This window comes from Sulfitobacter sp. R86518, assembly GCF_042466275.1.
Taxonomy (GTDB): domain Bacteria; phylum Pseudomonadota; class Alphaproteobacteria; order Rhodobacterales; family Rhodobacteraceae; genus Sulfitobacter; species Sulfitobacter pontiacus.
Map to the genome: position 1 here is coordinate 720465 of NZ_JAXHCA010000005.1, position 23709 is coordinate 744173.

Consider the following 23709-nt stretch of genomic DNA (forward strand, 5'->3'; position numbering starts at 1 on the left):
CTATGTGTTTCCAAGGTTCCGGAGCTTTTCATCCCCGTCTTTCAGGCCCGGCCGGCCCGAGAGCACCGCCGCGGTCTCTGCGCCGCGCCTTGAAAGGACTCCGCCATGATACGTGCAACAGCCACGATCCCGTTCAGCAACATCAGAATTATCGACAAGATTCCGCGTCTGTCAGATCTGACCGAACGCCTCACGCACAAGCTGCGGCAGATCCGCATGGAGCTGAATAGTCGTGAACCCCACAGGATGGCCAACGGGACACCACAGAGCTCTCACGCCCTGATCACCGACGCCGATACGGCCAGGATCAGGCGGCGGGCGATGCGGTACCTCGAGCAGCTGCACAATGCGACCGGGACCCAGCATCTGCCTCAGCGTGACGAGGCCCTGCTGACGCCGTTGCAAGGTGGTCTGCCGGTTGCCCGGATTCTGACCGAGCACGAGGCGGACGAAATCGCGGCTGCGCTTCACGCAGAAAAGCCCTGGATTGCCCCGGCGACGGAAGTCGTCTGTCAGGGCCTGAGAGCTTCCGTCCGCAACGGGCTGTCCGGCCTGCGGTTCGATCCGCTGGTGCTGGTCGGCTCTCCTGGGATCAGCAAGAGCTTTTGGGCGCGCCGCCTTGCGCACCATCTTGAGGTGCCCACCACGTCCATTGATGCCACCGGTGAGCCAGCAGCCTTCTCCCTGATCGGCGCGCGACGCGGCTGGGGCAGCGCGCGCCCCGGCAAGCTGATGCAGACCGCTCTGCGCGAGTGGCATGCCGGGTCATGTGATTAAGCGGTTCAGGCACCGCATGAAGGATGGTACGTGGTTGAGCAGCCATTGTGATCTCCTATCGATCATTGTGGTTAGCGTCGGCGTTGGAGTTGCAGCTCCGGTGCCGACGTGTTTATATATGATACTAAGAAATCATGACGTCAATAGGTAATATTATGAAATCACGCGGCAGGCCCCGGGTCGACACACAGCCGATTATGGTTCGGATGCCGACTGAACTGATAGAAGCCTTGGATGAAGCGCGCCGGGGTGAAGAAGACCTCCCCAGTCGACCAGAGCTGATACGGCGTATCGTAGAGGCGTGGGCCGACGGCAGGCGCGGTCAGTAACGGTGGTCCATACCGTCAGCGCTGACATGAGCGCTCAGCTCAGCGCTGATGTTGATTGGCCTGCGGATGTGCCCGTTCATGTCATTCAATGCACCGCGCATGGGCGGTAGAGCGATTGGCGGCGCGGCGTTTGATTACGCTTGAAGCAAGCACAAGGTAAAAAGATCTGAAGGAGCTGGCAAAAATGGGCAGAGTAGAAAAACCCGAAGACAACGCCAGTGGGCGGAAACAGAGCGGGCCACCAACGGTTTTAAAGCTTCATGCCAGTCATACTGTGCTCAAAAAGATATCAACCGCGTTACGGGTCCGTATCGAGCTGAGCATGGATAAACTTGGTCCGTATGTTGTCATTGACGGCGTGACGTCAGCAGAAGTGTTGGTTATCTCGCAGATATTAGAGGCAGAGCAGGGTTAGGTTCTGGCAGTCCGGGGCGGACTGCGGACATTCGCTGCGTCAACCACCGAGGTCTGCAATGCGGACAAAGCGCCATTTTGCTGCGGCTGCGCAAATGGCTGCTTTAGGCCTGGCGCACCAATAGAACATTGCAGCAGGACACGTCGGTTAATCCGTATAGCTTCGGCAGGCATCGACCCCTACGGCTGTCGAGGCAAGTAGTTGATCTGCGTCGCGGATGAGATCAGCGATCCGCCTGTCCGCAAGGCGATACCGGACGAACCGACCTTCGTTCCTGCGACTGACCAGACCGCAATCCAAAAGGCAGCGCAGATGGTTCGAGACATTGGGCTGACCAAGCCCTGTTTGGGTAACGATTTCCTGCACGCTGCGTTCGTCCGACAGTAGCGCATCGAGGATCGCAAGACGGCTGGGGTCGCCGAGACCCCGGAAGAGCTTTGCCCGCGGCTCAAGGGTGTCAGCTGCCGAAAGATCGTCTTGAATGTTTTGCAATGTCATATCATTATCCACTGATACGTTAGCGGCGACTTCTTTCGCACGCTACCTTCAAGAGGATCGCATATGAGCCGAGCAGATAACACCACATTGCCTACAACGTCTTTGCCGATCCGGATGCGGGTGCATGGCATGGACTGCGCCAAGGATGCCGCCGAGATCGAACGGGCCGCTCGGTCTGCGGGCGTGGCTGAAGGCGATGTGAAGGTGTCTGCCGCAACCCATGTCATGACATTGCGGATCGCCGAAGACGACTTGCCGAAAGTGCGTCCAGCACTGGACGCAACCGGCTATGGCTTTGAGCTGATCAAGAGCGGGGATACAACGTCCGATCCGGCTTACAAAGACCCGAGCTATCGCCGCGCGCTCTGGATCGTGGTCCTGCTCAATCTCGGCTACGGGGTGATCGAGATGTTCGGCGGGTTCCTGTCCGGATCGCAAGCTTTGAAAGCTGTGAACGGCGGAGCAATACTCGGCCACGGTAGCGACGGCATAGTGTTGTCGCGGGCGGCGTAAAAGTCGTCCACTTTTGCCCTTTCGGATTTCGGGAGGGCTTGGGGATATACACCGTGGACTTGTATTTGAAGGTGCGTCACGCTCATTTCCAAGATGGATTGAGCGGGCGTCAGATTGCCCGGGATTTTGGGATCAGCCGGGACAGTGTTGCGAAGATGTTGGCCTATTCGGAACCGCCGGGATATCGGCGGACAGCGCCGATCAGGCGCCCGAAGCTGGATGCGTTCACCAGCCAGATGGACCAATGGCTTGCTGAAGACAGGAGCCGCCCTCGCAAGCAGCGTCACACCGCCAAGCGTATTTTCGAGCGGTTGCGGGACGAGTGCGGTTTTGATGGCAGCTACACCATCGTCAAGGATTACGTTCGAGACCGTAAGCGGACCGGCAAGGAGATGTTCGTGCCGCTGAGCCATCCGCCCGGTCATGCACAGGCCGATTTTGGTGAAGCGCTTGTCGTGATCGGCGGCGTCGAGCAGAAGGCACACTTCTTTGCCCTCGATCTGCCGCACAGCGACGCATGCTACATCCGGGCCTATCCTGCGGCCAATACCGAGGCGTGGCTTGACGGCCATGTCCATGCCTTTGCGTTCTTCGGCGCGGTTCCCCAGTCGGTTCTTTATGACAATGACCGCTGCCTGGTAGCCCGGATTCTGCCGGATGGCTCCCGGCAAAGAACCCAGCGGTTCAGCGCGATGTTGTCGCATTACGTGATCCGGGACCGCTATGGCCGTCCCGGCAAGGGCAATGACAAAGGGGCCGTGGAGGGGCTGGTCGGCTACGGACGTCGCAACTTCATGGTGCCGATCCCGTCCTTTCCGGACTGGCACGCGTTCAACGCTCACCTGGAAGAGCAGTGCCGCAAGCGCCAGGGTGATGTTCTGCGTGGCCACAAGGTCAGCATCGGGGAACGGCTGAAGGCCGATCTCGCGGCGATGCGGGATTTGCCCGGCACCCCCTTTGAGGCCTGTGAGTTGCAAAGTGGCCAGGTCACATCGACATCGGTGGTGCGTTATCGCGGCAATGATTACTCGGTGCCGGTTGCCTACGGCCACCGTGCGGTCTGGATCAAGGGCTTCGTGACCCGGGTTGTTATCGGCTGCGGCGCCGAGGTGATCGCTGAGCATTCGCGCTCCTATGACACCGGCGACATGGTGTTTGATCCACTGCATTACCTGGCGCTGATCGAACGCAAGATCATGTCCTTCGATCAGGCCGCGCCTCTGCAGGGCTGGGAGTTGCCCGAAGCGTTCAAAACCCTGCGCCGACTGCTGGAAGCCCGGCAGGGAAAGGCCGGCAAGCGCGAGTATGTGCAGGTCCTGCGCCTTCTGGAGCGCTTCGAGATTGACGTGCTGCATCTTGCCGTCAAAGATGCCCTGCGAATGGGAGCGGTCAGCTTCGATGCAATCAAGCACCTGATCTTGTGCAGGGTCGAGCAAAGGCCTCCGAGGCTGGATCTGGATGTCTATCCCTTCCTGCCCAGAACCAACATCACCACCACCTCCGCCGCATCCTACATGAGCCTGCTGGCAGGAGGTGGGGCATGACGGATGCACCCGAACTGCTGCTGGCCCACCATCTCAAAACGCTTCGGCTGCCCACGTTCTTGCGTGAACATGACAAGCAGGCCCGTATCTGCGCCGCTGAAGGCGTAGATCACGTGCGTTACCTGGCCCGGCTGACCGAGCTGGAACTGATCGACCGGGAACGGCGCATGGTGGAACGCCGGATCAAGGCCGCAAAGTTCCCGACCATCAAAAGCCTGGACAGCTTCGACTTCAAGGCGATCCCGTCGCTCAACAAGATGATGGTCCTGGAGCTGGCGCGCTGCGAATGGATCGAACGCAAGGAGAATGTGATCGCGCTCGGTCCCTCCGGCACCGGCAAGACCCATGTCGCCCTCGGGCTGGGACTGGCTGCCTGCCAGAAAGGATTGCCTGTCGCCTTCGTGACCGCCGCAGCCCTCGTGCACGAGATGATGGAGGCCCGCGACGAAAAACGCCTCCTGCAACTCCAGCGCAAACTCGCCAAGGTCAAACTGCTGATCATCGACGAGCTGGGATTCGTCCCCTTGAGCAAAACCGGCGCCGAGCTTCTGTTCGAGCTGATCTCACAGCGCTACGAGCGAGGGTCGACCCTGATCACAAGCAACCTGCCCTTCGAGGAGTGGACCGAAACCTTCGGCACCGAACGCCTGACCGGCGCGCTGCTGGACCGGCTGACACACCACGTCAACATCCTAGAGATGAACGGCGAAAGCTACCGCCTCAATCAAAGCCGCGCCCGCCTCGCCGCCGCTAACAAATGAACCTCACAGAATTGGCCTGACGGCCAATGCGCCTTGGACCGGGCTTGCTATATGAGGGCCGCACGCTCCAAGGCGCTCGCCCCAAACTGGCCGACTTTTGCTCCGCCACAATGGCCGAATTTTACTCCGCCGTTGACACCAGCAGTAGTCACAAGAAACTTCGTAAAAGCGCTTATAGCGGGGCGAAAACGTAACCCCCCGAAAAATAGAACCTAAGCTCGCCATAAGATTGCAATCATCATATTCTGAATTGCTCAGTAGAAGATTCCCGCCCCCACAGCTTCTATGTACTCGACGACTTGCTCTGCTTTGCCTGCCTGAACGAGTTGCATCGCAGTTTGGCCACCAAAGCCCGTCAGTGATTCGGACCTATACCACTGATAAGCCATGACCGGTGTAGCGAACCGGGGTCCCACTTTGTTCAGTACATCCACAAGGTTGTTTAATCGGTTCTGCGTCTCATCCGACATCATCTGCGGGCCTTGCAATTCCTCCAGGTCGACCCCGGCTGCTACGGCTAATTCAGTGACGGAGGTCCGCAGGATGAACGCGACTTTTCGTGCATCAGCTTGTCCGTGGTGGTTGAAACAATCAATTGGGTGCATCGCAATCTACCTTCCGACTAGGACGTTTCTACAGCTGCGTCCTTTCTTTCTTCGTCTTCGACTTGGGCAGCGTCCTGGTTCTCAGGCGTCTGAATTGCGGCAAGTCGTTCCAAGGGGGCCGACTCGACGAACCGCCTCACGAGGTCCATGTCCGGGCCAGTGCTTTTTGCCGAGAGGTGGTAGGCGCGCCAGGATACAAATAGAGCTGCGCCGCAGCCGATTATAGCTGTGATTGAAAAAATTGCCTGGGGGCTCAGGAAGGTGTGGGTCTGATCTGCGCTGTAAACCAGACAGTTTTCGATGTGACCTTTCAAGTATCTTCTAAGGCTAAGCATCACTGAGCCCTGCGGAAACTTGGTCTGCTTTGATGTAAGCTTGGACCTCGGACGGGGTAAGCATAAGGGCGTCTGCGAGACCAACCCTGCCATAGAGTATTGAGCCCAGTTCTTGCTGGTTTGCACGATCACCCAAACGGTACCATCGGGTCGACGTGCGGGCCCGCGCACCCTCTGTGTCCAACCTACAAAGCCGAGACGTATTAATGAATTTACCCCGCAGTGTCGGGTGTCCAACCTGCGCTCCGATTAGGATCGCGCCTCCGTATTTTGGATCAAGGATGGAAGACCATGGGGAGAGGGTTGGCGCTAGATCAAGTTCGGCAGTTGACGGCCCCAACTTGCTGAGTTCGAGGGACCGCCGCGTCATGCGTGTCATAAGCTCGACTATCAGCTTCTCCCTGCACGACATCCAATTCGCTACTGGGAAACAGGGCCTGTCGCCCACGTCAACTCTTGTCACGGTCAAGTTGAGCTGTCCGACCGCTTCATAAATCTCGGGCGGGATGGTGTCGGCTACGGCATAGGCAGCGTCATCAGTATCAGTGATTACAAGTGGGGCGCATCGCCTTATAGTCTCAAGAAACTTGAGGTCAGCCCAATTAGGATCCATCGTGGCTCACCCAAAGACCTGCTTCGAACAGATATTCACTCTCTGGCCGAGGGAACTCCCGACGATATCCCACGCTCACGTTCCGAACGTCGGTTGGTCCAACCATGGCCCGTAGCCGGCGATGTGAATGGCCAAAGAACCATGCTGATGGGGCAAACCCTTCAATTAGGTCTGTTAAATCAGAGTGGAATGCAGGTGTAAGGCCATCCACTGGCCCTGCGACCGACAGATGGGGCCCATGATGGGTCACAACAACCGTGCGACCTGCCTTCCCCCAAGGGTGGGGGGACATCAAGTTGTCCTCAAGCCATGTGCGATGGTCGCGGTGAACTGCAGGCGTGTCCGCGGGCTCAATATCGGTCGCTGAAGGTTGCCACGTGATCCTGTCTCCCTCATCTGGAATTGCAGGGGGGGCTACCCATATATGGAAGTAGTCCCGCATGACGCTTCCCGCGATGCCCATCGCTGTTTCAGCATCTCCCAACAGATCGAAATCCGTCCAGAGCGTACAACATAGGAACCGTGTGTCGCCGTGGTGCAAGTCTTCTTTCTGCACGGAATGTGCGCCGACGGAACGTGTGTATCTAGCAAGGAGATAGTCATCCGAAAGAGTACCGCCGTAATAGTCATGGTTTCCGGGCATCACGTAGATGCGTTGCGGCGCTATATGCGGCGTCAGTTGAGCGAGCCCCTGGACCCACCTCGGCGCAGGTCCATCCGTAAGGTCCCCGGCGACGATAGGCGCATCGAGTGTGTCGTTCACGACGGCATGGAGGCCCAATGACGTAATAGGATCAGTCCCCCTGTACTCGTATGTATTGGCATGCAGGTCCGAGAGGATCGCGATGCGGCCACTGTGGTATGGGATTGTCAGTGGCATGCCGGAAGCCTCTATCCTTGGGAAGCTGATTTGTCTCCCATGTGGCCGTCAGTTGATGATTCGAGTCAAGCTTTTGTTTTAAAACGATTTCTTTGATAGTCTTGCGCAGTTTTCATTATTCGCAACTCCCCAAACCGAGAATTTACCGTCCCATATGCAAATCCAGAAGGAGGTTTCTGCTGGTTTGTGCAGTTCTGGCATTCTTGAATAGCGTTGTGTGTAGTTAATTCGCAAAAAGGGTAGATACTGGTAAGCGTGGATCGAGGGGCGGACGCTCGAGCGGCTCAAGCTTTTACTTTTGGCTCCAGACGTCATCCGCAGCTTCGAACTGGACCTGTCGCGCTTTCGTGCCGACCCAAGTGCTCGTTTAAGCCATCTGCCGTTCGAATGCACGTCAGGCCAGCACAATGCAAACCTTATGCCGTGCGACCGCATTCATGTGGCCATCTCTCGCCTATGAGACGACCTTAACGCCTTTTTCCAAGCGCTTCCTTAAGCAGGCCGTATTACATGCCCATCTTGGCATACATGCGCTGAAGGTGACGATTTTCTTCCGCAATATCCTTCATCTCTGAAGTCAATGACGCATCCGTGCAGCCGAACTTCGGCCACTATTTTTTAATACTTGAGCTTCTCAATCCATGCTCCCGACAAAGCTGGGAAACCGGAACACCGCCCTCTGCCTGCTTCAACACCGCCATCAGCTACGCGTCGCTGTATCGTTTGTTCTTAATCGTAAATCTCTTCAGATATCTTGCCGAGAAATTTTGCTTTTGAACACTACTTATTTCAGGGGGGATTACCCTATCGCCCCGATTTTCAGCGTGCAGAGAACGACAAAGCGGGCTTAGGTCTAGGCGTCTGAACGTTTAGAACCAAGCCAGCTTCTCGCCCAAGAAGAATAAAAAATATGACATACATGTAAGGCGAAACTGGTTAAGCGCCGCAAATTTGCCCCATTTTTCGACAAAGATAATTCCGACTAACCGAGTAGAAGGAGATATTTATGCTTAACTACAAAGTTTTTGGCGCTACGATCGCTGCTTACCTATCAATGATGCCCAATTTAGCTTTTTCTCAAGTTATTCTGACAGTCACAAACCAGGAAGCGTCTACCAAATTTACACACGAGGAGCTGAGCTCGCTTCCTCAAGTAGTGTTGCTTACAGCAAACGATTACGTTGACCAACCGACGTCGTTCCAAGGCCCACTGTTGCGTTCAGTTTTAGAAGCATCTGGAATAGGTCGGGATGCTAAACTTAATATGATTGCTCTAAACGATTTCACATCAACGGTGCCTGCATCGGACGCCTTCGATTATGACGTTATATTGGCAATTCTACGAGAAGGCAAAACAATGCCGGTGCGTGAAAAGGGGCCAGTTTGGGTCATATATCCTATGGATGACAATCCGGAGCTTCGCAACGACCTATATAATGATCGCTTGGTTTGGCAGCTCAAAGAGATTTCCGTCGAGTGAGAAGAGCAAAATTAGTCCGATCCACTCTTCTTGCATTATTTGTTGGAGCGGTTGCTTTCGGAATTGGCGTAATTTTGAACCTTAGTGAAAGGGTTGAAAATATTCAAACTGCAGAACAAAGCGACCCCCTATGGGTAGGATCTCAACTTCAGTTTGAAATGCTTCGTCTTGAGAGAGAACTTAGCCATGCCGCGTTGGGGATAAAGCCTACGAGCGATGTCGCGTTGCGGTTCAACATCGCGTGGAGCCGGATTTATGTCCTCCAACAAGGTAAACTAGCAAAAATAGTCGAACAGTTTGATGTTGATAAAAGCGTGCTTCACGCACTTGATCGCAGGTTCCAAGAACTAGAAAGCCATATAATAGAATTTTCTACTCAATACATGACCGATGTAGTGAGAAGGAGAAAAGCCGAGATGATAGTACATCAGCTCGAAGGCTATGATTTTTCTCTTAGGAGCTTTTTACTAGACCTAGCACAAGCGAAAACCAGTTCTCTGTCAAACTTTCGAAGTGGCTTGCTCTCTCTTTCGCACACGATCGCCTACCTCGGCATGACCATTCTAGCTATTTTCGGTATCTTTATGTCTTTGTTAATGGTCGAGTTGCGGCTATCTGGGAAGAGGGAGCGCGAAATGGAAATACTTGTAGAGGAAGCGAATTCTGTATCACGCATGAAATCGAATTTCATGAGCGTAGTCAGTCACGAATTACGCACGCCACTTACGTCCATTATTGGTGGCCTAGCGCTACTCCAAGCCAAAGTCGACACTATAATTGACGACAAAACGGTTCACCAATTGCTAGATGTTGCGCGGCGAAATGGTGATCGCCTTCTCACGCTTGTAAACGATATCTTGGATGCTCAAGCGTTGAGCGAAGGAAAAGTCTCTATCAACAAAGTGACTACTGACCTTAATCAAGTTGTGAGGGACACCGTGGAAAGTTGCCAACCCTACGCTGTCTCACGGGGGGTGAGTTACGATGTGCTTATTCCGCCTGACGAAACTTTAGCAAATACGGACGGTCCGCGTGTATCTCAAGTTTTAAATAACTTTCTTTCTAACGCTGCAAAATTTACTCAGTCCGGAGATGTGGTTGAGGTGAGGCTAAGGCGACTGGGTGATAAAGCGCGTGTTGAAGTGTCAGACAATGGTATCGGAATTCCGGTGAAAGCACAGAACGATATTTTTAACGCCTTCCAGCAAGTCAATCCCGGCACTACGGGCCCAAAAAAAAGTAGCGGTCTCGGGTTGAGTATCGCAAAGCAACTGATGGAGTTACTCGATGGCAATGTCGGGTTTCGATCTATTGAAGGAGAGGGATCAACTTTCTGGTTGGAAATTGATCTTGTTTCTTAGCAAAACGATTTTCCTGCTATGTTGAAATGGTTGGGATTCTACGGTTAGGTTCTAAGCTTTACGTCGTAATGTTCAATGCAATCAAGGTTGTTCTGCAGGTCGTGCAGCTGATGTGAAAATGTCTATAAGTTTACGGGGGTGAGTTAATTGCATGAGTAGATATTGCGAGTATCCAATATATTTCCAAACTATACTTTTTCATATTTGTTTGCTTCGAGTTTCTGCCTTACAAAATTCATACCGCTAGTTTCAGAAGGAATTTAGTATGCCAACTGGCTCTGTTGCACAAATAGGGGTTTGAGCGGACTGCCCCTTTCCCCAGACGGACTTATCCTACGGGCTCTGTGATGGGTATGCCAAGGGCCGTGTAGCGATTGAGCACCGCGATCCGGACTTGGAGCTCCGCAACCTGCCGATCGAAGTCTCGCGCCATGAGACCTTGGCCGAGGAGTTTGACGCAGTTCATCTTCGTCTCTGCGCGGCTTCGGCGGTGATAGCCGGTCAATTTTCTCCATAAGGCGCGACCGAGATATTTGCAGGCCCTCACGGCTTCGTTTCGCGCGATAGCGCCCGCTGTCGTTGGCTGCCAAAGCTGCGCATTCTTGCGCGGCGGGATGACGGCGGCAGCTCCGCGAGCGGCAATCGCATTGTGGCATCTGCGCGTGTCATAGGCCCCATCGGCAGTGATCGTGGCGATCTCTTGATCCGGTGGGATTTGTTCCAGCAGGTCGGGCAGCATCGGGGCATCGCCGACATTGCTTGTGGTGACCCCGACCGCGCGGATCTCCAGTGTTTCCTCATCCATTCCGAGGTGAAGCTTGCGCCACAGGCGCTTCCTTGGACCGCCATGTTTGCGTGCGTTCCACTCTCCTTCACCCTCGGCCTTGATCCCGGTGGCATCGATCAGCAGGTGGAGAGGTCCCGATCCGCCACGGTAAGGGATGGCGACGCTCAGCGTCTTCTGACGGCGGCACAGGGTGCTGAAGTCCGGGACTTTCCAGTCCAGCCCGGCCAGACGAAGGAGGCTTTCGACGAACCCGGTGGTTTGCCGAAGGGGCATGCCAAACAGCACCTTCATTGTGAGACAAACCTGGATCGCGGCGTCGCTGAACTCGGGCTGACGCCCCCGCTTGCCTGTCGGCGGCGCATGCCACGACATCTCAGGATCAAACCAGATTGATAGCGAACCGCGCTGCTTCAGCGCCGTGTTGTACGAAGGCCAGTTCCTGGTCTTGTACTTGGTAGGGGACCAACTGCTCATGCTCGCCAGCTACCACGCTGGATTCACACAGGGAATCCCTCACCCCATTTGTGCAACAAAGCCATGCCAACTGCATCAAAGCTACCGATTAACACAAGCGCTACGGCGAATGATATGGCGGAAGCAATGTTTGGGAACGGGATTACTGTCGTTTCCGCGAGCTATACTGGTGCTGCTGGCGCATCAGGTATCTATTCAGATGGGGATTCAACCTCACCAGAGCTGACTCCTTCCGACACCGGAGTGATCTTATCTACTGGGAATGCCGTCAATGTAACTAACGCCAGCGGTGATGTTAATGTCTTACCTTGGACGTCTACTAACCACGGTACAAGTGGCGATAGTGATTTAAGTTCTGTCTCAGGACAGGCAACATTTGACGCTGCTGTTTTTGAAGCGGAGTTTGTGCCCCAAGGTAGTATTTTGACAATGCAAATTGTGTTTTCGTCAGAGGAATACTTAGAATATGTTAATTCAGGATTTAATGACGCAGTCGGTATATGGGTGAACGGTGTTCAGGCGGAATTGACGGTTGGCACTGGTGATATCTCAATTGACAATATTAACACTGGGTCGAACGAAAACCTCTATTTAGATAATGCCAGATCAGACGATACCTACAACACTGAGATGGATGGATTCACAGTAACCCTTACCCTGAAGGCCCCGGTGAATGCAGGAGCCACCAACACAATTAAAATCGGCATCGCCGATGGCGGGGACGGTGTTTACGACAGTAATTTGTTAATTGCAGGTGACTCTGTGCAAACGGCGCTTGTTGCAGGTGATGATGACATTTCAGTTCGTGTCGGCCAAGAAGTCGACGTCGACGTGCTTGCAAACGACCAAAGCGCAAGCGGTGGGCTGTTGACAATTACGCACATCAACGGGCAACCTGTTGTAGTAGGTGATACTATCACACTCCCCACGGGAGAAATGATTGAATTATCAGAGAACGGCATTGTTATTGCAACGGCGAATAACGAAGCCGCTGAGAACGTATTCACTTACACTGTGCAGGATGAGAATGGCAATTCGGACATTGGCTTTGTTACGGTTACGACTACGCCATGTTTCACTTCGGGTACGTATATTTCTACCCCTGAGGGCGACCGTCTGATTGATACATTATCCCCGAATGATTTGGTCGAAACATTGGATAACGGCCCCAAAGCACTTCTCTGGGTAGGGCGATCAGAACGCTATGTCGCAGTTAATGAGGCACCAATCAAAATCAGTAAGGGTACACTTGGCGCGAAAAAGGACACGTCTGTTTCCCCGTTGCATCGTATCCTTATCCGAGATGCCAACGCAATGTTGCTCTACGGTTCCGATGAAGTCTTTGTTGCGGCTAAGAACTTGGTGAATGGAGATACAATTTGCCGTTCCGAATCTGCTCAAAAGATAACATACTTTCATTTATTATTTGAAAACCATGAGATTATATTGGGGGATGGGGTTCTGAGTGAAAGCTTCCATCCGGGTAAGGAAACTCGAGAAAGTTTCGACCCTGCGCTGAATAGTGCGTTGGAGGATGTAGTTGAGCAATATAATTTAAAAGGAATGCGGTCGGCACGACCAACCCTAAAAGGATATGAAGCTGGGCTTTTGAAGGCGACACCGAAGGAGGATAGGTTCGTGCGAGTGTAACCGGTTTGACCTGCCTCAGAAACCTCACTCGTTGTGATGTAGAGTTTGTTTGGCCTCTCGAAAGAGCAAACAGATGCGAAAGGGTCATTTCATCGTATGATCAAGCAGAAGCAAACCAAAAATGACTACCTCGCAGGTGTGCCCCAAGCAAGGCCTGAACCGAAGACATTCTGAATTTCAAAACGAACAACGGCGATATGCGACTGTCCGACGCCTGTAATCGGTTGGCCATGAGAATGCAATGCTCTAACGCCTGCTGAATAGCGGTATCTTGGACATTGTCTTGCAAAAATAGCTTACTGGACTGACCTGATGGTTAACCATTGATGCAGCATTGGTTCGAGCGCAATGTCTGACGAATATCAGGCGAGAGGTAGTACTGATTGCAAACCGGGGTCATGACACCTCACAGCATCGAGCCTGCCGACTTGTCGATGCCGGTCTATAGACGATTATACGTAAACGTTCATCGGATAACTCAGAGACGAGCCAGGGGATGAATGCATCCACACCCGGCGTTCTTGCCCAAGTCGACGATCAGAATCGGTAAGCGCGGCCCGAAGTCTCTCGTTATGAACGTGGGAGCCCCGGGGGAGGGCAGGTCAAAGGTACTGCAAGAAATTTCGCTAATAGAGATCAATCAGTTCAAAGGTCAAATTATCGTCAACATTAAGCTATAGCATTGCTTTGAATGGAGGATGATATGCGCTTATTATTTGTTCACGAGAGCCGTCTTACAAGAGACGCAATCGCAATGATCATGGGCGTTAATGGAACAGTGGATGTCATAACGACCGGTCACCCCAATGAGGCATATAGCTTAATTCAGAAGGATAACAGTTTCGATCTCGTCTTATTGGGATGTACATCTTCAGGTTTCTCTGTGGTGAATGACTTTGCGAATTTACGGAAGATCTCTAACATGTCTGGAGGGCAACGCGTAGTAGTGTTGTTGGAGAAAAGTAGTGATGCTCTTTTGAAGCGCGTTCAAGCTCACGGAGCGATAGGATCAGTTTCATATGAGATGTCTAGTGCCATCCTTTATCGAAGCCTGATAGATATGGCATCAGAGGAACTTGAGCCTAATATACAAAAAGGAGTGAATGATACCTTTTCGCTGGTTAGAACCCGTTTGAATATGTTGACGACGCGTGAGATAGAAATGCTGGAAGGGCTTTGTCTAGGACAATCCAATAAGGTAATTGCGAGCCGGCTATCAATCAGTGTCCCTACGGTTAAGTTCCATATGAAATCTCTTTATCGGAAGCTTGAAGTTAAAAACCGTACCCAGGCAGCTTTGTACGCATTTGAAAGCTGCCTGTTTTAGCTAGGTTTGCCCGCAATCAAATTTGATTTAAAATTTAAGTTGTCAAAATATCGTTTCCGACATAGCTGCCAAATTAAAACCTACTTTTAATAGAGGGTGCGTTTGTTTCTCAGCGGGTCGTTGTCGGAGTACTCTGCTCAGCCATTTCTGACCTTAAGTATTTCAATAAATCATCGCGCAGCTCTTCACGTGCCAGCCCGAAGGACACGGTCGCCTGCAGGAAACCGGATTTGGAACCGCAGTCGAAACGCTGGCCCTTGAAGCGGTAACCATAGACATCGTTGCCTTGGGTCAGCTCTGCTGCGATGGCGTCGGTCAGCTGGATCTCCCCGCCCGAGCCGGACTTCAGCTGGTTCAGGTTCTTCAGCACGTTCGGCGACAGGATATAGCGGCCGATGACGGCAAGGTTCGACGGCGCGTCCTCGGCTTTGGGCTTTTCGACCATGCCCTTCACCTTGACCAGTTCACCATCGGTTTGGCCCTCGTCGATGTCCAGCATCCCGTAGGAGGAGGATTTTTCAGGGTTCACTTCCATCGCCGCAACCATGTTGCCGCCGGTCTCGTTATAGGCTTCGATCATCTGCTGCAGGCAGGGTTTGTCGGCAGCGATTACGTCATCGGGCAGCATCACCGCAAAGGGTTCATTGCCGATCAGACGGCGCGCGCACCATACCGCGTGGCCCAGGCCAAGCGCTTTGTGCTGACGGATATAAGCGATAGCACCGCTGTCCATGTTGGTGCTTTTCAGGATCTCCATCAGCTCTGTCTTGCCCTTGGAGCGTAGTTCCTGTTCCAGCACGGGAGAGTGATCAAAGTAATCCTCCAGCGCGCCTTTGCCGCGGGAGGTGACAAAGATGAATTCCTTGATGCCCGCCGCGCGGGCCTCGTCGATGGCGTATTGCACCAGCGGGCGATCGACCAGGGTCATGATCTCTTTGGGGACAGATTTCGTCGCGGGCAAAAACCGAGTTCCCAAACCAGCCACCGGAAAAATCGCTTTTGTTACTTTCTTAACCATTGAGCGTCCTTATCTGGTTTTGTTAGATCACATTTTTGGTCCTGAACCTTGTGCCGGAATTTAGCAAAGTCCTTCCTGAAAGGATGGTGTGCGAGTTAGGCTTTTTTAAGGCAGGAGCCAATACGTTCTAACCGCAACACTAGGCGATAGGTTTGCGAAAACTAATTCAGCCAACAATAGCGGCTTACATCTTGCCGCATTATATTCTTCTACAGATAATTTCTTTAGGTTAGATACTACGAAATACTTGTCCAATTATTGTTCTAAGATCGTTTTTATGGGCGCTATCGATAGAAGAGTTCTCATATGAAATTTTTGAAGTGTTGACTTCATATGCGTCCGTTCTGATCTTGAATAGCATACCTAATTCGGAAGATTGTCGCTGAGCCATTGGTTGACTGCACCAGGACCTTGCCCCCAACAGGGCTTGCTCACGCTGATAACATAGAAGTTATCATCAGCGTCTAAGTTTTTCGATAGGTTATCGTAAACTTCTGTAACCTCCGCATCTGTTGAGATTATATATGCGGAATCTCCGATTTTTGCCCAACTTCCGTATGCCTTGATATCGTTTGAAATACTAAACCGCGCGTTTTCGACCGCTGAATTGTAGGCCACGAGATAGCAAGCCATGCTTAGTTCTCCTTCAGTACAGTATTCACCTTACAATAGTGCAAATTCGATCATACTGAATGCGAGTTCTATTGTAGGATGTATTGACTTCGACAATATGTATCGTATGACATATTTACATTTTGACAACTGGTAACGTGTTATCTAAAACCTTCGATGCAATTGACTTGCTTTAGTGCATTGATGGCTTGGGCCAAATTCATTTCAACTGCAGAATTTCCGAGTACTTCTATAAGAGCTTTTCGTGTTAGTTTGCCGACACTGCCATCTATCGGCCCTGGGTCAGAACCAGCCTCCACAAGTAAACGTTGCAGTTGAAAACCGTCTACATCGTGCCGGTCATCATTAAGTAAGCACTTTTCTTGATCGTCAGCCGAAGCTTCCTTGATGGGTTCGTTAATACTTTCATGGGATGCGATAGATTTCGGTTCCGAGATACCTTTACTTGGGGATGCTTTTCCCAAAACGCAGGAGGTCAACTCTGCTAGCTGCTCCACGGCTTCTTTGGGGGGGGGTGCCACCCAAGGTTGTAGTGCAAGAATCCCTCCCACAGGAAAAACTCATGTGCCAGTCTTCCGATGAAAAACTGGGTTTTAGATAGCCTTCGCCGTTCGAAAATATCGCATAGGGTAGACCATTAATTAAGCCTTCTTGCCATACGCTAGGGAAAAGGGGGGACGGGACGTCGGCGTAGTTCATTATAACGTTAACAGCGCCTGGGAGTGGCACATCGAACGTCGAAGAAATACAGGGAGCCGCTAAGGTTTCGCGCCCATAGATCACGACACTGAAAAGTATAAGAATTACGAAGTCCGTTCTCATGGAGATACGCGAATTAACGGACCATGACGTCTAAATGCAAGCGCTGCGAGTACAGTCGCATTGGTATTAGCCGTAATTGATGTGTTTGTTGATCCGTCTACTTCGTAAATGCCTTCCGGCCATCCACGTTCATAGTTCGCGGTGGGGGCGATTGCAGAAACCAGTTTGCGCGTATATTCGGTGCCAAACAACGCGTCCATTGCGAAAGAAACTTTCGTAGTAACAGTGCGTTTGCTGTCTAAGCGGTCCCCTTTAAACGTCATTACAGCCCAAGGCGCACCTCCGCCCCATATTGATGAATATACAAAATAAGGTGCTTCATCTAGGTGGGACTCACTTACGGCGGTCAGAATGCCGGTCTCCGTGAAGCGGGCCTCTTGTGCATGGTATATCGCCGTTGCAAATCGATGGGACCGATCATCAAAGCCGAACTCTAGACCATCGAAAATGTACGGCTCGCTGACGGTAAAGGCAGGGGTGACGTTGCGGTGCAAGCGAGTATCAACGGGTACGGGGTGGCCTAGTACGTCTTTCACCATCAAATGATCTTCTACACCGTACGCGTTTACCATATCGTAACCGAAGAGCATCATGGCTTTAGCGGCATATTGTTCATAGCCGACGCGTCCCTCCTGATCGCGACGCAGTTTATCGTTCGCAATATTGCCGCCGATCAGTTGCCCACCTTCGACCATCTGAGTGAGGTGCCATTTGTCGAGCAGAGCAGTTACCTGCGGCGCTAGCTCGGGATAGCGACTTTCAACCTGAGCCAAGGCACCGACCATACGTGCAATGTCCAAAGCCGACCAGCCTAGGCCACGTTCGACTGGTCGATTGCCGTAGTCTACAAGTTCGGCTGTCTGCACGTTATAGGCTTTGTTGGGTAAGAGGTCGTCGAACAAACGCAAATTGCTGAGCGTTTCTAAAGCCAACAATAGTCGAGATTGTGCTTCGTCTGGGTCAATTATTTCGAGTAATTCAGCAGATATTACGGCAATAAAGTATGATCCCGTTTCCCACATCGTTGTCGATGGGTACTTGTCTGCAGAATTCACCAGCCCCGTAGTCTTATGCGTGTTATTCTCGAAGTAGCGCCAAGCGATCCGCGCATAATCAAGGTCGCTTTCGCTACTTTCGCCCGTCATCGCTAGTGGCAATGGCGTGACGGCCTCAAAGGCGGCGAGGGGGGAGCGCTGTTCCACGGCGGAGGACTCCATCAGTTCTGGGTCACGTGTTGCGCGTTTATCGATGGTGTTTTCTAAAAACACAACCAAGGCCAGGCCAAAGCCCAATGCCACGAGGAATGTAATATGGCTGCGGGCCTTTATCAGATTAGAACGAAAGCTCATGCGTTCAGCTCCTCTTGCGATTGTTCGGGTTGCCATAGGGCGGCGCGGATCATTCCGGCCATGGCGAGGCAATTGTTAAGTCCCCACAGAATATTCGCCACGACACCGCCCGCTGAATGCCCGGAGCCGCCATAAATCAGTGCCCCGATGCCCCAGAGTGCCCCAAGGACGGTAAACAGGATCACGGCCATCTGCGGGCGGACAAGCTCAAGGAAATTGCCTGTCTGTCGAGTTTTAGGGGTGACCTTGAAAGAAATCCTCTCGCCCTTGGCGACGGCCAGCAGGGCTTTCATGCCCAATGGGAAAAAGGCGAGGTAGCTGCTTTTAGCGGCATATCCCGCAATCCCCCAAGTGCCGATCATTATTGCCAGCTCCAGCGTGACGAGAAAGGGGATCAGACGGAAAAAAAACTCATTCGAATATGCGGAAACGGGCGAAGCGCCGGTAAAAAGATACACGACAGGGGCAAAGAGAAAGATGATGTTCCACAACGGTGCCAGATAGGAATAAAACGTGGTGCCATACATAAGCCGTTGGCCGATCGACAAGCCCCGGCGAAACAGAGGATTGTCGTTCTTGAGAATATCCAAGCTACCGCCAGCATATTTGAAGCGTTGCACGGTCCATGTCAGCAGATCTTGAGGTGATAGCATTTTGCTTTCAACCATCGGATGCTGCTTTGACTTCCAGCCGCGCTCGCTATCCGAATGCAGGACGATTGAAGTATAGATGTCTTCGGAGACGTGGAATCGATATGGCGTCAACACCTCTGTCGCGGCGGATTCCGTGCGGATGGCTGCCATCAGATCGGGGGCAATCTCGCGCTCTTTGCTGGAGACGGTAATATTTTCTTCGACCGCGAAAGACCGTTGTTCGACCTTTTCGCCGAAGCTGCGCAGCGCAGCCTCCATCACCGCCTCTCGGCGATGGATAGAACCAGCGCCACAACAGAATGCGGCATTTACCCAGTTCCGACGGCGTAGGATGATATCGTAGAACATCTTGGGGTCGTTCACGAAGGGATCCGCGCCGTAAACCACAGGCCCAATCGTCCGCTCGGCCGCTCGGCCGATCTTGCCGCCAAACTGACCGAAACGGCGTTGCAACTTGTCAGTCAGATGCTCTCCGGCGGGCAGGTCGTAGAACCACTGGGGCGTTTGGACCCAGGCCATCTTCTTGTCTCTAAAATAGCCCATTGTGTGTTCAAGAAACGTTGGGAAAGGGCGGGTGTCTGCGTCGCAGATCACCATGAAGTCGCCCGAGGTCTGCTCCATCGCGTTGCGGAGATTGCCGGCTTTGAAACCTTCGTTCGTGCTGCGGGTGATGTAGTTTACCCCTTCCGCTTCGGTAACTGCGCGCATTTCGGGGCGACGACCATCGTCGAGAATATGGATGCGTATGTCGATCGGGTGGGGGTAGGTCATTTGCTTCGCATCGAGGATTCCGAGCCTCACCAGTTCGGGGTCTTCGTCATAGGTGGCAAACATCACATCGACAGAAATTGGCCGATCCCCCTCGGGATGGCCATCAACGACATCTGAAAGAACCGCCGGGGGGCTCTCGATCTTGAGCGGATCGTCTTTCCACAGATTGAAAACGAACAGCAACATGCCGAAATAGGCACAGGTTTCGGCCACCACCAAGGGTAGCGCAAACCACATGGCGTCAGGGTTCAGCGAGTGGGCCCATCGCCACCAGATGTACCAGCCCCCGACAACCAAGGCGATTGTCGCAAGGAATTGCCACAGCATTTCACGCAGTGGCGAGTAGGGTAGAGGCGGCTCCGGCAGGCGGTCTTCGAACTTGAGAAAATAATCGTCCATTCTATGCACCAGCCAACGGTTTGGCCTTGCCCCGTTCCCAAGGCAGCGGCCCAAGGCCGATCGTCCAAGCCACCAAGGCCCCCTTGGAAAGCCCGTAGGCTACGGCGAAAGACAGCGGCAGCGCGAAGGCGTAGCGGGACAGGACAAGCATCCACGGTTGCATCATCTGGGACAGGCCCGTTTTGAACACGAAGATATCGAAGAGGTCGATCACAAAAGGATGAACTAGGTAGACGCCGAAACTGAACCTCGCAAAGAGCGACCACTGCTTTGACCACGGTAAGAACTGCCCGCCAAGAAAGACAAAGAACACGAAGACCGGCATCAGAAAATGCCCGTAATAATCCCAATTGTTTCGGATGCCCCAGCCGCCGGTTTCATAGGCGATGGCGAAGAAGGGTAAGGTGGCAATATAGGCGAGGGCCACGAAATAGAACGCGGCGCGTCGGATCAGGCGAGACTCGCCTCTGGGAATGCCGTCCTTCCACAAGCCATAAATCGCGAAGGCCGCCAGCCCGTATCCGACATAGCCGAATATTTTCAGCGCGCGAACGATGTAGTCGCGGTAGAAGGGGTCGATCCCTGTGCTCCATACAAATGCCTGCGCGCTGTTCATGACGCCTATGGTCACTAATACGGCAAATCCGAACATGGGATAGCGCATCGCGACGCGCATCACCGGATAGAACAGGAAGAGGGCAAATAGCGTGGGCAAAAAGTGCATGTGGTACTGGGACTTGCCCAAGATGAGATAGCCCGCCCAGTTCTTCAAGTCGGCGATCTGATCCCAGATATAGGGCGTGTAGCCAAACGCCTCTGCCTTCGCCAAACGGAAGAACACATAGAAGAGCGTCCAAAAAGCAAAAGGCACCAGCAGCCGTTTGGCTTGTTGTCCGATCGCCGTTCCGTAGCCTGGCATCTTCCTGTCGACCCGCATCGCCATCAGGAAAAGCGAAAACATAAAGAACATTTCGGAGCCCGAAAATTCGCCGATTGATCGCAAGAACACCGGAATAAGACGCGCTGCAGGTTCCGCATCGGCAAATGGCTGCCCCGAAAAATCCGTGGTGGAGTGGATCAGCACAACGCCCATCGCCGCAAAAACCCGGTTTGCGTCAAACCACAACAGTCTTGTTTTGCTGCTCTGGTTCATGGGTTAGCAGCGGGGATCGGGCAGGATTTCGGTAGCACTTTACGCACTTTGGGTGGCGGCATCTTATGTTCGGTCGGCTGGCATTCGGTCGCCCCGATTTCCCCGCCTGTCAGAACGGGGCGGCAATAGGTGAACTCCTCCACAGGTATCACGGGATCGACGCGGTTGGGGTTCGCGCAGGCACAGCAAGGCACCTCTTTGATCATCTTGTTCGGGTGGCATTTGTTGTCGCGCAAATCAGTCCCGATATTTGCCATATCCCAGGTCTGCGTATTGTTGTTTACCTTTTTCAGGATCGGCCCTTGGACCTTGTACAAAAGAGCCGCGAGGATGATGCCGTTGTTGTTCGACGATTGAAGCGGGATATAGCCATTGCCGTTCTCATAGAGCCCTTCGTAGAATCCTAATTCGGGCTCGGACAGATCGGCAACGCTTTCGAACAGAAGGTCCGTATAGTCCGTCTCCCACAGCGCCCACATGCCGATTGCGGCTTTGGCGGCGATGGCGGCGCGGTCGGGTTGGTATTCTCCCGTAGGATCAAGCGTATTCCAAGGATAACCATCGGCAAAGATCGTGTCATACACAAAGTAAGGCTTGCCGTTGACCTGATGCTCGGATCGCGCGGTCACGATGCCTGTCTGTTCGAACCGGCGCTGTTGCACCAGATAAATGCGGTTGGCGAATTCCGCCCGCCAACCGTGGCTGGCAGTTTCGCCGTCACCGTCTGTGTCGGAGGGAATGTCCCACCCTAGTTCCAGACCGTCCAGAATGTAGCCTTCGGTTAGTACGTAGTTCTGGTTCTTGAAAATGCGGGGATCGCGACCGTCGAAAGGCACTTTGACGTCATAGATCGTGGTATAGGACAGCGGTTCCGGCGATAGGGCGCGGTCGACATCGAAACCCCAAAGCGCAAAGCCTTTTGCGGCGTATTCTTCATAGCCTAAACGCCCCTCCTGTACATAGCGTGTGGACCCGTCACCACGTTTGAATGACCCGAACATCCGGCCATCCTCATTGATAAGATTGCAGAAGTTCCACCGCATCGGAACGTTGTCGACACTGTTTGCCAGGTGCGGGTGGCGTTCTTTCAAAATGCGAAGCCACACAAGCATCCGGCCGATATCAAGCGCAGACATGCCGACTTCGCCAGATTCATTTGCATAGTTCACTTTCTCGCCGGTCTTGGCATTGTAAACCTTGTTGGGGGCTTCACCTTGGTACAGGTCAAGATTGCGCAACGTATTGAGCAGTTTGGTTGCGCGGGTGTCGAAATCCCGTTTGTCGATTACGCAAAGCTCATAGGCTGAAACCAAAGCGCTGATATAAGAGGCCGTGTCCCATAGGGTGGTGGAAGGATAGGCACCCACGGCATTGACCAGTCCCGTATCCGGTTGAAAACGCTTCTCAAAATAAGACCAAGCGGTCTGCGCCATCGCGTACTCGCGGTCTGTCAACTGGCCGTTGCGGCCAAAGTGTCTTTCCTTGTCAAATCTCGCCCCGCGATTGCATTCATTTCGAGCACTTCCATCACCGTTGAAATCGATGATCAAAGGCGCTGTTGAGCGGATGGTCATACTGTCGTAAGGCGTTCCTTCGACAATGATATTGCCGATCGTGACCTTTTCGGCCTTAGCTTCTGCCTTGGCCTTAGCTTCTGCCTTGGGCTTGGCTTCTGACGTGTCTTGGGCCTGAACCAGCGGCGCGGTGGCCAAGGCGACAAAAGCTGCTGCAATGCAATTTACGAATTTTAATGACATAGGGTGCCTCATTCGCACGCTCCTTCTGCGGGGGGCATGGTGGTACTATCGGGTTCAATATCCCGAAATGCTAACAATAGCCTGCGGCCGTTGCCGGATGGGCCGTATTCGACCTCATTCGCGAATTCCATAATAAGGCCAAGCCCACGGCCGCCTTCGGACATTTCGTCAATTTGCGACAGATCGGTTGCCTTTTCGCGCAGATCGAATGGCTCTGCGCCGGCGGGGTCGAATATCTCTATCGATATTGCTGCGGGCTGGACTGTAAGTTCAATATTGATCTCTGCCGCGGATGGTATTGGACGGGCGTGGATCACGAGGTTGTTCAGCGCCTCCGAGATGCAAAGCTCAAATTTGAACCGTGTCGTATCAGATAATGATTGCCCGACCGCAGCGCTTAAACGCTGGACCATCGGATCCACAGCCTCAAGGGCGTTGGACATCGTGTAGCATTGGCTCTTCACTGGCGCTCTCGCAGCGACTGGAGCGCTGCATCGACGTTTCGGTGAATGGGAAGCACCCGATCCATGCGGCAGATACGGAACATCTGTTCCACGTCGCTGTTAAGATCAGCAACCAGCAAGTCGCCACGATGCCCAATTTTTTTCAAAACCCCGACCAGTGCCCCCAAACCAGAGGAATCCAGAAAAGAAACCTGCGAAAAATCGACAATGATTTGGCTGTTGCCCTGATCAATCAGTTCGACGACTTCGTTTTTGAACCCGGTCGCGTTCTGCGCTGTCAGCCGCTCTACGCCGGGGCGAACGACAGTTATGGAATCGTCATGTTGTGTCGTATAGATCAT

At 53.1% G+C, this 23709-nt stretch carries 24 protein-coding genes and 1 pseudogene; 10 read left to right on the forward strand and 15 right to left on the reverse strand.

The genetic code is table 11. From position 1 onward, the window contains the following. Positions 1-105: 105 nt before the first annotated feature. The 3 genes from SJY36_RS04375 (at position 106) to SJY36_RS04385 (ending at position 1521) form a co-directional block, all read left to right on the forward strand. A complete protein-coding gene (locus SJY36_RS04375) occupies positions 106-777 on the forward strand; it encodes a hypothetical protein (RefSeq protein ID WP_386173242.1) in 672 nt (223 codons plus the stop codon). A gap of 206 nt (positions 778-983) precedes the next feature. Continuing rightward, complete coding sequence (locus tag SJY36_RS04380) at positions 984-1106, forward strand: ribbon-helix-helix protein, CopG family (protein ID WP_237272925.1); 123 nt, start codon at positions 984-986, stop codon at positions 1104-1106. Positions 1107-1290: 184 nt separating this feature from the next. After that, positions 1291-1521 (forward strand): hypothetical protein, encoded by a 231-nt coding sequence (locus SJY36_RS04385; RefSeq protein ID WP_386173244.1) that lies wholly within the window; start codon positions 1291-1293, stop codon positions 1519-1521. 147 nt (positions 1522-1668) lie between these two features. Here the strand turns inward: SJY36_RS04385 and SJY36_RS04390 are convergent, their stop codons facing one another. Further along, positions 1669-2019, reverse strand: coding sequence for a helix-turn-helix transcriptional regulator (locus SJY36_RS04390; protein ID WP_014132722.1), 351 nt, complete (start codon positions 2017-2019; stop codon positions 1669-1671). A 63-nt stretch (positions 2020-2082) separates the two neighbouring features. Between SJY36_RS04390 and SJY36_RS04395 the strand changes: the two genes are divergently transcribed. From SJY36_RS04395 to istB, 3 genes are read left to right on the forward strand one after another with little or no spacing between them, the layout of a single operon-like run. Continuing rightward, positions 2083-2532 (forward strand): hypothetical protein, encoded by a 450-nt coding sequence (locus SJY36_RS04395; protein WP_386173246.1) that lies wholly within the window; start codon positions 2083-2085, stop codon positions 2530-2532. 44 nt (positions 2533-2576) lie between these two features. After that, a complete protein-coding gene (gene istA / locus SJY36_RS04400; RefSeq protein ID WP_139246466.1) occupies positions 2577-4076 on the forward strand; it encodes an IS21 family transposase in 1500 nt (499 codons plus the stop codon). Then, positions 4073-4837 carry an IS21-like element helper ATPase IstB gene (istB, locus tag SJY36_RS04405; protein WP_058317429.1) on the forward strand — a complete coding sequence of 255 codons (765 nt, stop codon included), beginning with the start codon at positions 4073-4075 and terminating at the stop codon, positions 4835-4837. The genes istA and istB overlap by 4 nt, the downstream gene beginning before the upstream one ends. A gap of 254 nt (positions 4838-5091) precedes the next feature. Here istB and SJY36_RS04410 read toward each other — a convergent pair whose 3' ends face one another. The 4 genes and pseudogenes from SJY36_RS04410 to SJY36_RS04425 all read right to left on the reverse strand — a co-directional run. Then, on the reverse strand, positions 5092-5442 hold the full coding sequence (locus SJY36_RS04410; protein WP_386173247.1) for a hypothetical protein: 351 nt from the start codon (positions 5440-5442) through the stop codon (positions 5092-5094). Between the two features lie 327 nt (positions 5443-5769). Further along, entirely contained in the window at positions 5770-6390 is a 621-nt protein-coding gene (locus SJY36_RS04415) for a DUF6634 family protein (protein WP_386173249.1), read from the reverse strand. After that, positions 6380-7270, reverse strand: a complete 891-nt coding sequence (locus SJY36_RS04420; protein WP_386173251.1) for a metallophosphoesterase — start codon at positions 7268-7270, stop codon at positions 6380-6382. Before SJY36_RS04420 ends, SJY36_RS04415 begins: the two co-directional genes overlap by 11 nt. A 397-nt stretch (positions 7271-7667) precedes the next feature. Next, positions 7668-7971: pseudogene (locus SJY36_RS04425) on the reverse strand (transposase); the annotation flags it as partial. 305 nt (positions 7972-8276) lie between these two features. Between SJY36_RS04425 and SJY36_RS04430 the strand changes: the two are divergent. Continuing rightward, positions 8277-8750, forward strand: a complete 474-nt coding sequence (locus SJY36_RS04430; RefSeq protein ID WP_386173253.1) for a hypothetical protein — start codon at positions 8277-8279, stop codon at positions 8748-8750. Beyond that, the gene (locus SJY36_RS04435) at positions 8720-10111 is read left to right on the forward strand and encodes a sensor histidine kinase (protein WP_386173255.1); all 1392 of its coding nucleotides are present in this window, start codon (positions 8720-8722) and stop codon (positions 10109-10111) included. Before SJY36_RS04430 ends, SJY36_RS04435 begins: the two co-directional genes overlap by 31 nt. Before the next feature lie 328 nt (positions 10112-10439). On the opposite strand, the gene SJY36_RS04440 is transcribed toward SJY36_RS04435, so the two are convergent. Then, entirely contained in the window at positions 10440-11372 is a 933-nt protein-coding gene (locus tag SJY36_RS04440) for an IS5 family transposase (protein WP_386172423.1), read from the reverse strand. A 114-nt stretch (positions 11373-11486) separates the two neighbouring features. On the opposite strand from SJY36_RS04440, the gene SJY36_RS04445 reads away from it, so the two are divergent. Together SJY36_RS04445 and SJY36_RS04450 are read left to right on the forward strand one after the other, a co-directional pair. Continuing rightward, positions 11487-13022, forward strand: a complete 1536-nt coding sequence (locus SJY36_RS04445; protein ID WP_386173257.1) for a choice-of-anchor L domain-containing protein — start codon at positions 11487-11489, stop codon at positions 13020-13022. Between the two features lie 691 nt (positions 13023-13713). Continuing rightward, positions 13714-14349, forward strand: a complete 636-nt coding sequence (locus tag SJY36_RS04450) for a response regulator transcription factor (protein ID WP_386173259.1) — start codon at positions 13714-13716, stop codon at positions 14347-14349. A gap of 109 nt (positions 14350-14458) precedes the next feature. Here the strand turns inward: SJY36_RS04450 and galU are convergent, their stop codons facing one another. The 9 genes from galU to SJY36_RS04495 all read right to left on the reverse strand — a co-directional run bounded on the left by galU (position 14459) and on the right by SJY36_RS04495 (position 23709). Beyond that, positions 14459-15367: a UTP--glucose-1-phosphate uridylyltransferase GalU gene (galU, locus tag SJY36_RS04455; RefSeq protein WP_386173261.1), complete on the reverse strand. Its 909-nt coding sequence runs from the start codon at positions 15365-15367 to the stop codon at positions 14459-14461. 363 nt (positions 15368-15730) lie between these two features. Further along, the gene (locus SJY36_RS04460) at positions 15731-16000 is read right to left on the reverse strand and encodes a hypothetical protein (RefSeq protein WP_386173265.1); all 270 of its coding nucleotides are present in this window, start codon (positions 15998-16000) and stop codon (positions 15731-15733) included. Positions 16001-16140: 140 nt separating this feature from the next. Further along, positions 16141-16497: a peptidoglycan-binding protein gene (locus SJY36_RS04465; protein WP_386173267.1), complete on the reverse strand. Its 357-nt coding sequence runs from the start codon at positions 16495-16497 to the stop codon at positions 16141-16143. A 321-nt stretch (positions 16498-16818) separates the two neighbouring features. Further along, positions 16819-18171 carry a DUF3131 domain-containing protein gene (locus SJY36_RS04470; RefSeq protein WP_386173269.1) on the reverse strand — a complete coding sequence of 451 codons (1353 nt, stop codon included), beginning with the start codon at positions 18169-18171 and terminating at the stop codon, positions 16819-16821. Further along, positions 18168-19994 (reverse strand): glycosyltransferase, encoded by a 1827-nt coding sequence (locus SJY36_RS04475; protein ID WP_386173271.1) that lies wholly within the window; start codon positions 19992-19994, stop codon positions 18168-18170. Before SJY36_RS04475 ends, SJY36_RS04470 begins: the two co-directional genes overlap by 4 nt. A 1-nt stretch (position 19995) precedes the next feature. Further along, positions 19996-21147: an acyltransferase gene (locus SJY36_RS04480; protein ID WP_386173273.1), complete on the reverse strand. Its 1152-nt coding sequence runs from the start codon at positions 21145-21147 to the stop codon at positions 19996-19998. Further along, positions 21144-22916: a DUF3131 domain-containing protein gene (locus SJY36_RS04485; RefSeq protein ID WP_386173275.1), complete on the reverse strand. Its 1773-nt coding sequence runs from the start codon at positions 22914-22916 to the stop codon at positions 21144-21146. Before SJY36_RS04485 ends, SJY36_RS04480 begins: the two co-directional genes overlap by 4 nt. After that, complete coding sequence (locus SJY36_RS04490; RefSeq protein ID WP_386173277.1) at positions 22913-23347, reverse strand: ATP-binding protein; 435 nt, start codon at positions 23345-23347, stop codon at positions 22913-22915. The genes SJY36_RS04485 and SJY36_RS04490 overlap by 4 nt, the downstream gene beginning before the upstream one ends. A gap of 17 nt (positions 23348-23364) precedes the next feature. After that, positions 23365-23709, reverse strand: coding sequence for an STAS domain-containing protein (locus SJY36_RS04495; RefSeq protein WP_353628481.1), 345 nt, complete (start codon positions 23707-23709; stop codon positions 23365-23367).

What these genes read in the sequence shown, in the direction of transcription:
- istB (WP_058317429.1), top strand. Translation starts at nt 4,073, where the DNA reads ATGACGGATGCACCCGAACTGCTGCTGGCCCACCATCTCAAAACGCTT.
- galU (WP_386173261.1), bottom strand. Translation starts at nt 15,367, where the DNA reads ATGGTTAAGAAAGTAACAAAAGCGATTTTTCCGGTGGCTGGTTTGGGA.
- SJY36_RS04415 (WP_386173249.1), bottom strand. Translation starts at nt 6,390, where the DNA reads ATGGATCCTAATTGGGCTGACCTCAAGTTTCTTGAGACTATAAGGCGA.
- SJY36_RS04495 (WP_353628481.1), bottom strand. Translation starts at nt 23,709, where the DNA reads ATGATCTATACGACACAACATGACGATTCCATAACTGTCGTTCGCCCC.
- SJY36_RS04410 (WP_386173247.1), bottom strand. Translation starts at nt 5,442, where the DNA reads ATGCACCCAATTGATTGTTTCAACCACCACGGACAAGCTGATGCACGA.
- SJY36_RS04470 (WP_386173269.1), bottom strand. Translation starts at nt 18,171, where the DNA reads ATGAGCTTTCGTTCTAATCTGATAAAGGCCCGCAGCCATATTACATTC.
- SJY36_RS04445 (WP_386173257.1), top strand. Translation starts at nt 11,487, where the DNA reads ATGGCGGAAGCAATGTTTGGGAACGGGATTACTGTCGTTTCCGCGAGC.
- SJY36_RS04475 (WP_386173271.1), bottom strand. Translation starts at nt 19,994, where the DNA reads ATGGACGATTATTTTCTCAAGTTCGAAGACCGCCTGCCGGAGCCGCCT.
- SJY36_RS04430 (WP_386173253.1), top strand. Translation starts at nt 8,277, where the DNA reads ATGCTTAACTACAAAGTTTTTGGCGCTACGATCGCTGCTTACCTATCA.
- SJY36_RS04440 (WP_386172423.1), bottom strand. Translation starts at nt 11,372, where the DNA reads ATGAGCAGTTGGTCCCCTACCAAGTACAAGACCAGGAACTGGCCTTCG.
- SJY36_RS04375 (WP_386173242.1), top strand. Translation starts at nt 106, where the DNA reads ATGATACGTGCAACAGCCACGATCCCGTTCAGCAACATCAGAATTATC.
- SJY36_RS04480 (WP_386173273.1), bottom strand. Translation starts at nt 21,147, where the DNA reads ATGAACCAGAGCAGCAAAACAAGACTGTTGTGGTTTGACGCAAACCGG.
- SJY36_RS04380 (WP_237272925.1), top strand. Translation starts at nt 984, where the DNA reads ATGCCGACTGAACTGATAGAAGCCTTGGATGAAGCGCGCCGGGGTGAA.
- SJY36_RS04395 (WP_386173246.1), top strand. Translation starts at nt 2,083, where the DNA reads ATGAGCCGAGCAGATAACACCACATTGCCTACAACGTCTTTGCCGATC.
- SJY36_RS04460 (WP_386173265.1), bottom strand. Translation starts at nt 16,000, where the DNA reads ATGGCTTGCTATCTCGTGGCCTACAATTCAGCGGTCGAAAACGCGCGG.
- SJY36_RS04450 (WP_386173259.1), top strand. Translation starts at nt 13,714, where the DNA reads ATGGAGGATGATATGCGCTTATTATTTGTTCACGAGAGCCGTCTTACA.
- SJY36_RS04390 (WP_014132722.1), bottom strand. Translation starts at nt 2,019, where the DNA reads ATGACATTGCAAAACATTCAAGACGATCTTTCGGCAGCTGACACCCTT.
- SJY36_RS04420 (WP_386173251.1), bottom strand. Translation starts at nt 7,270, where the DNA reads ATGCCACTGACAATCCCATACCACAGTGGCCGCATCGCGATCCTCTCG.
- SJY36_RS04485 (WP_386173275.1), bottom strand. Translation starts at nt 22,916, where the DNA reads ATGAGGCACCCTATGTCATTAAAATTCGTAAATTGCATTGCAGCAGCT.
- SJY36_RS04490 (WP_386173277.1), bottom strand. Translation starts at nt 23,347, where the DNA reads ATGTCCAACGCCCTTGAGGCTGTGGATCCGATGGTCCAGCGTTTAAGC.
- SJY36_RS04385 (WP_386173244.1), top strand. Translation starts at nt 1,291, where the DNA reads ATGGGCAGAGTAGAAAAACCCGAAGACAACGCCAGTGGGCGGAAACAG.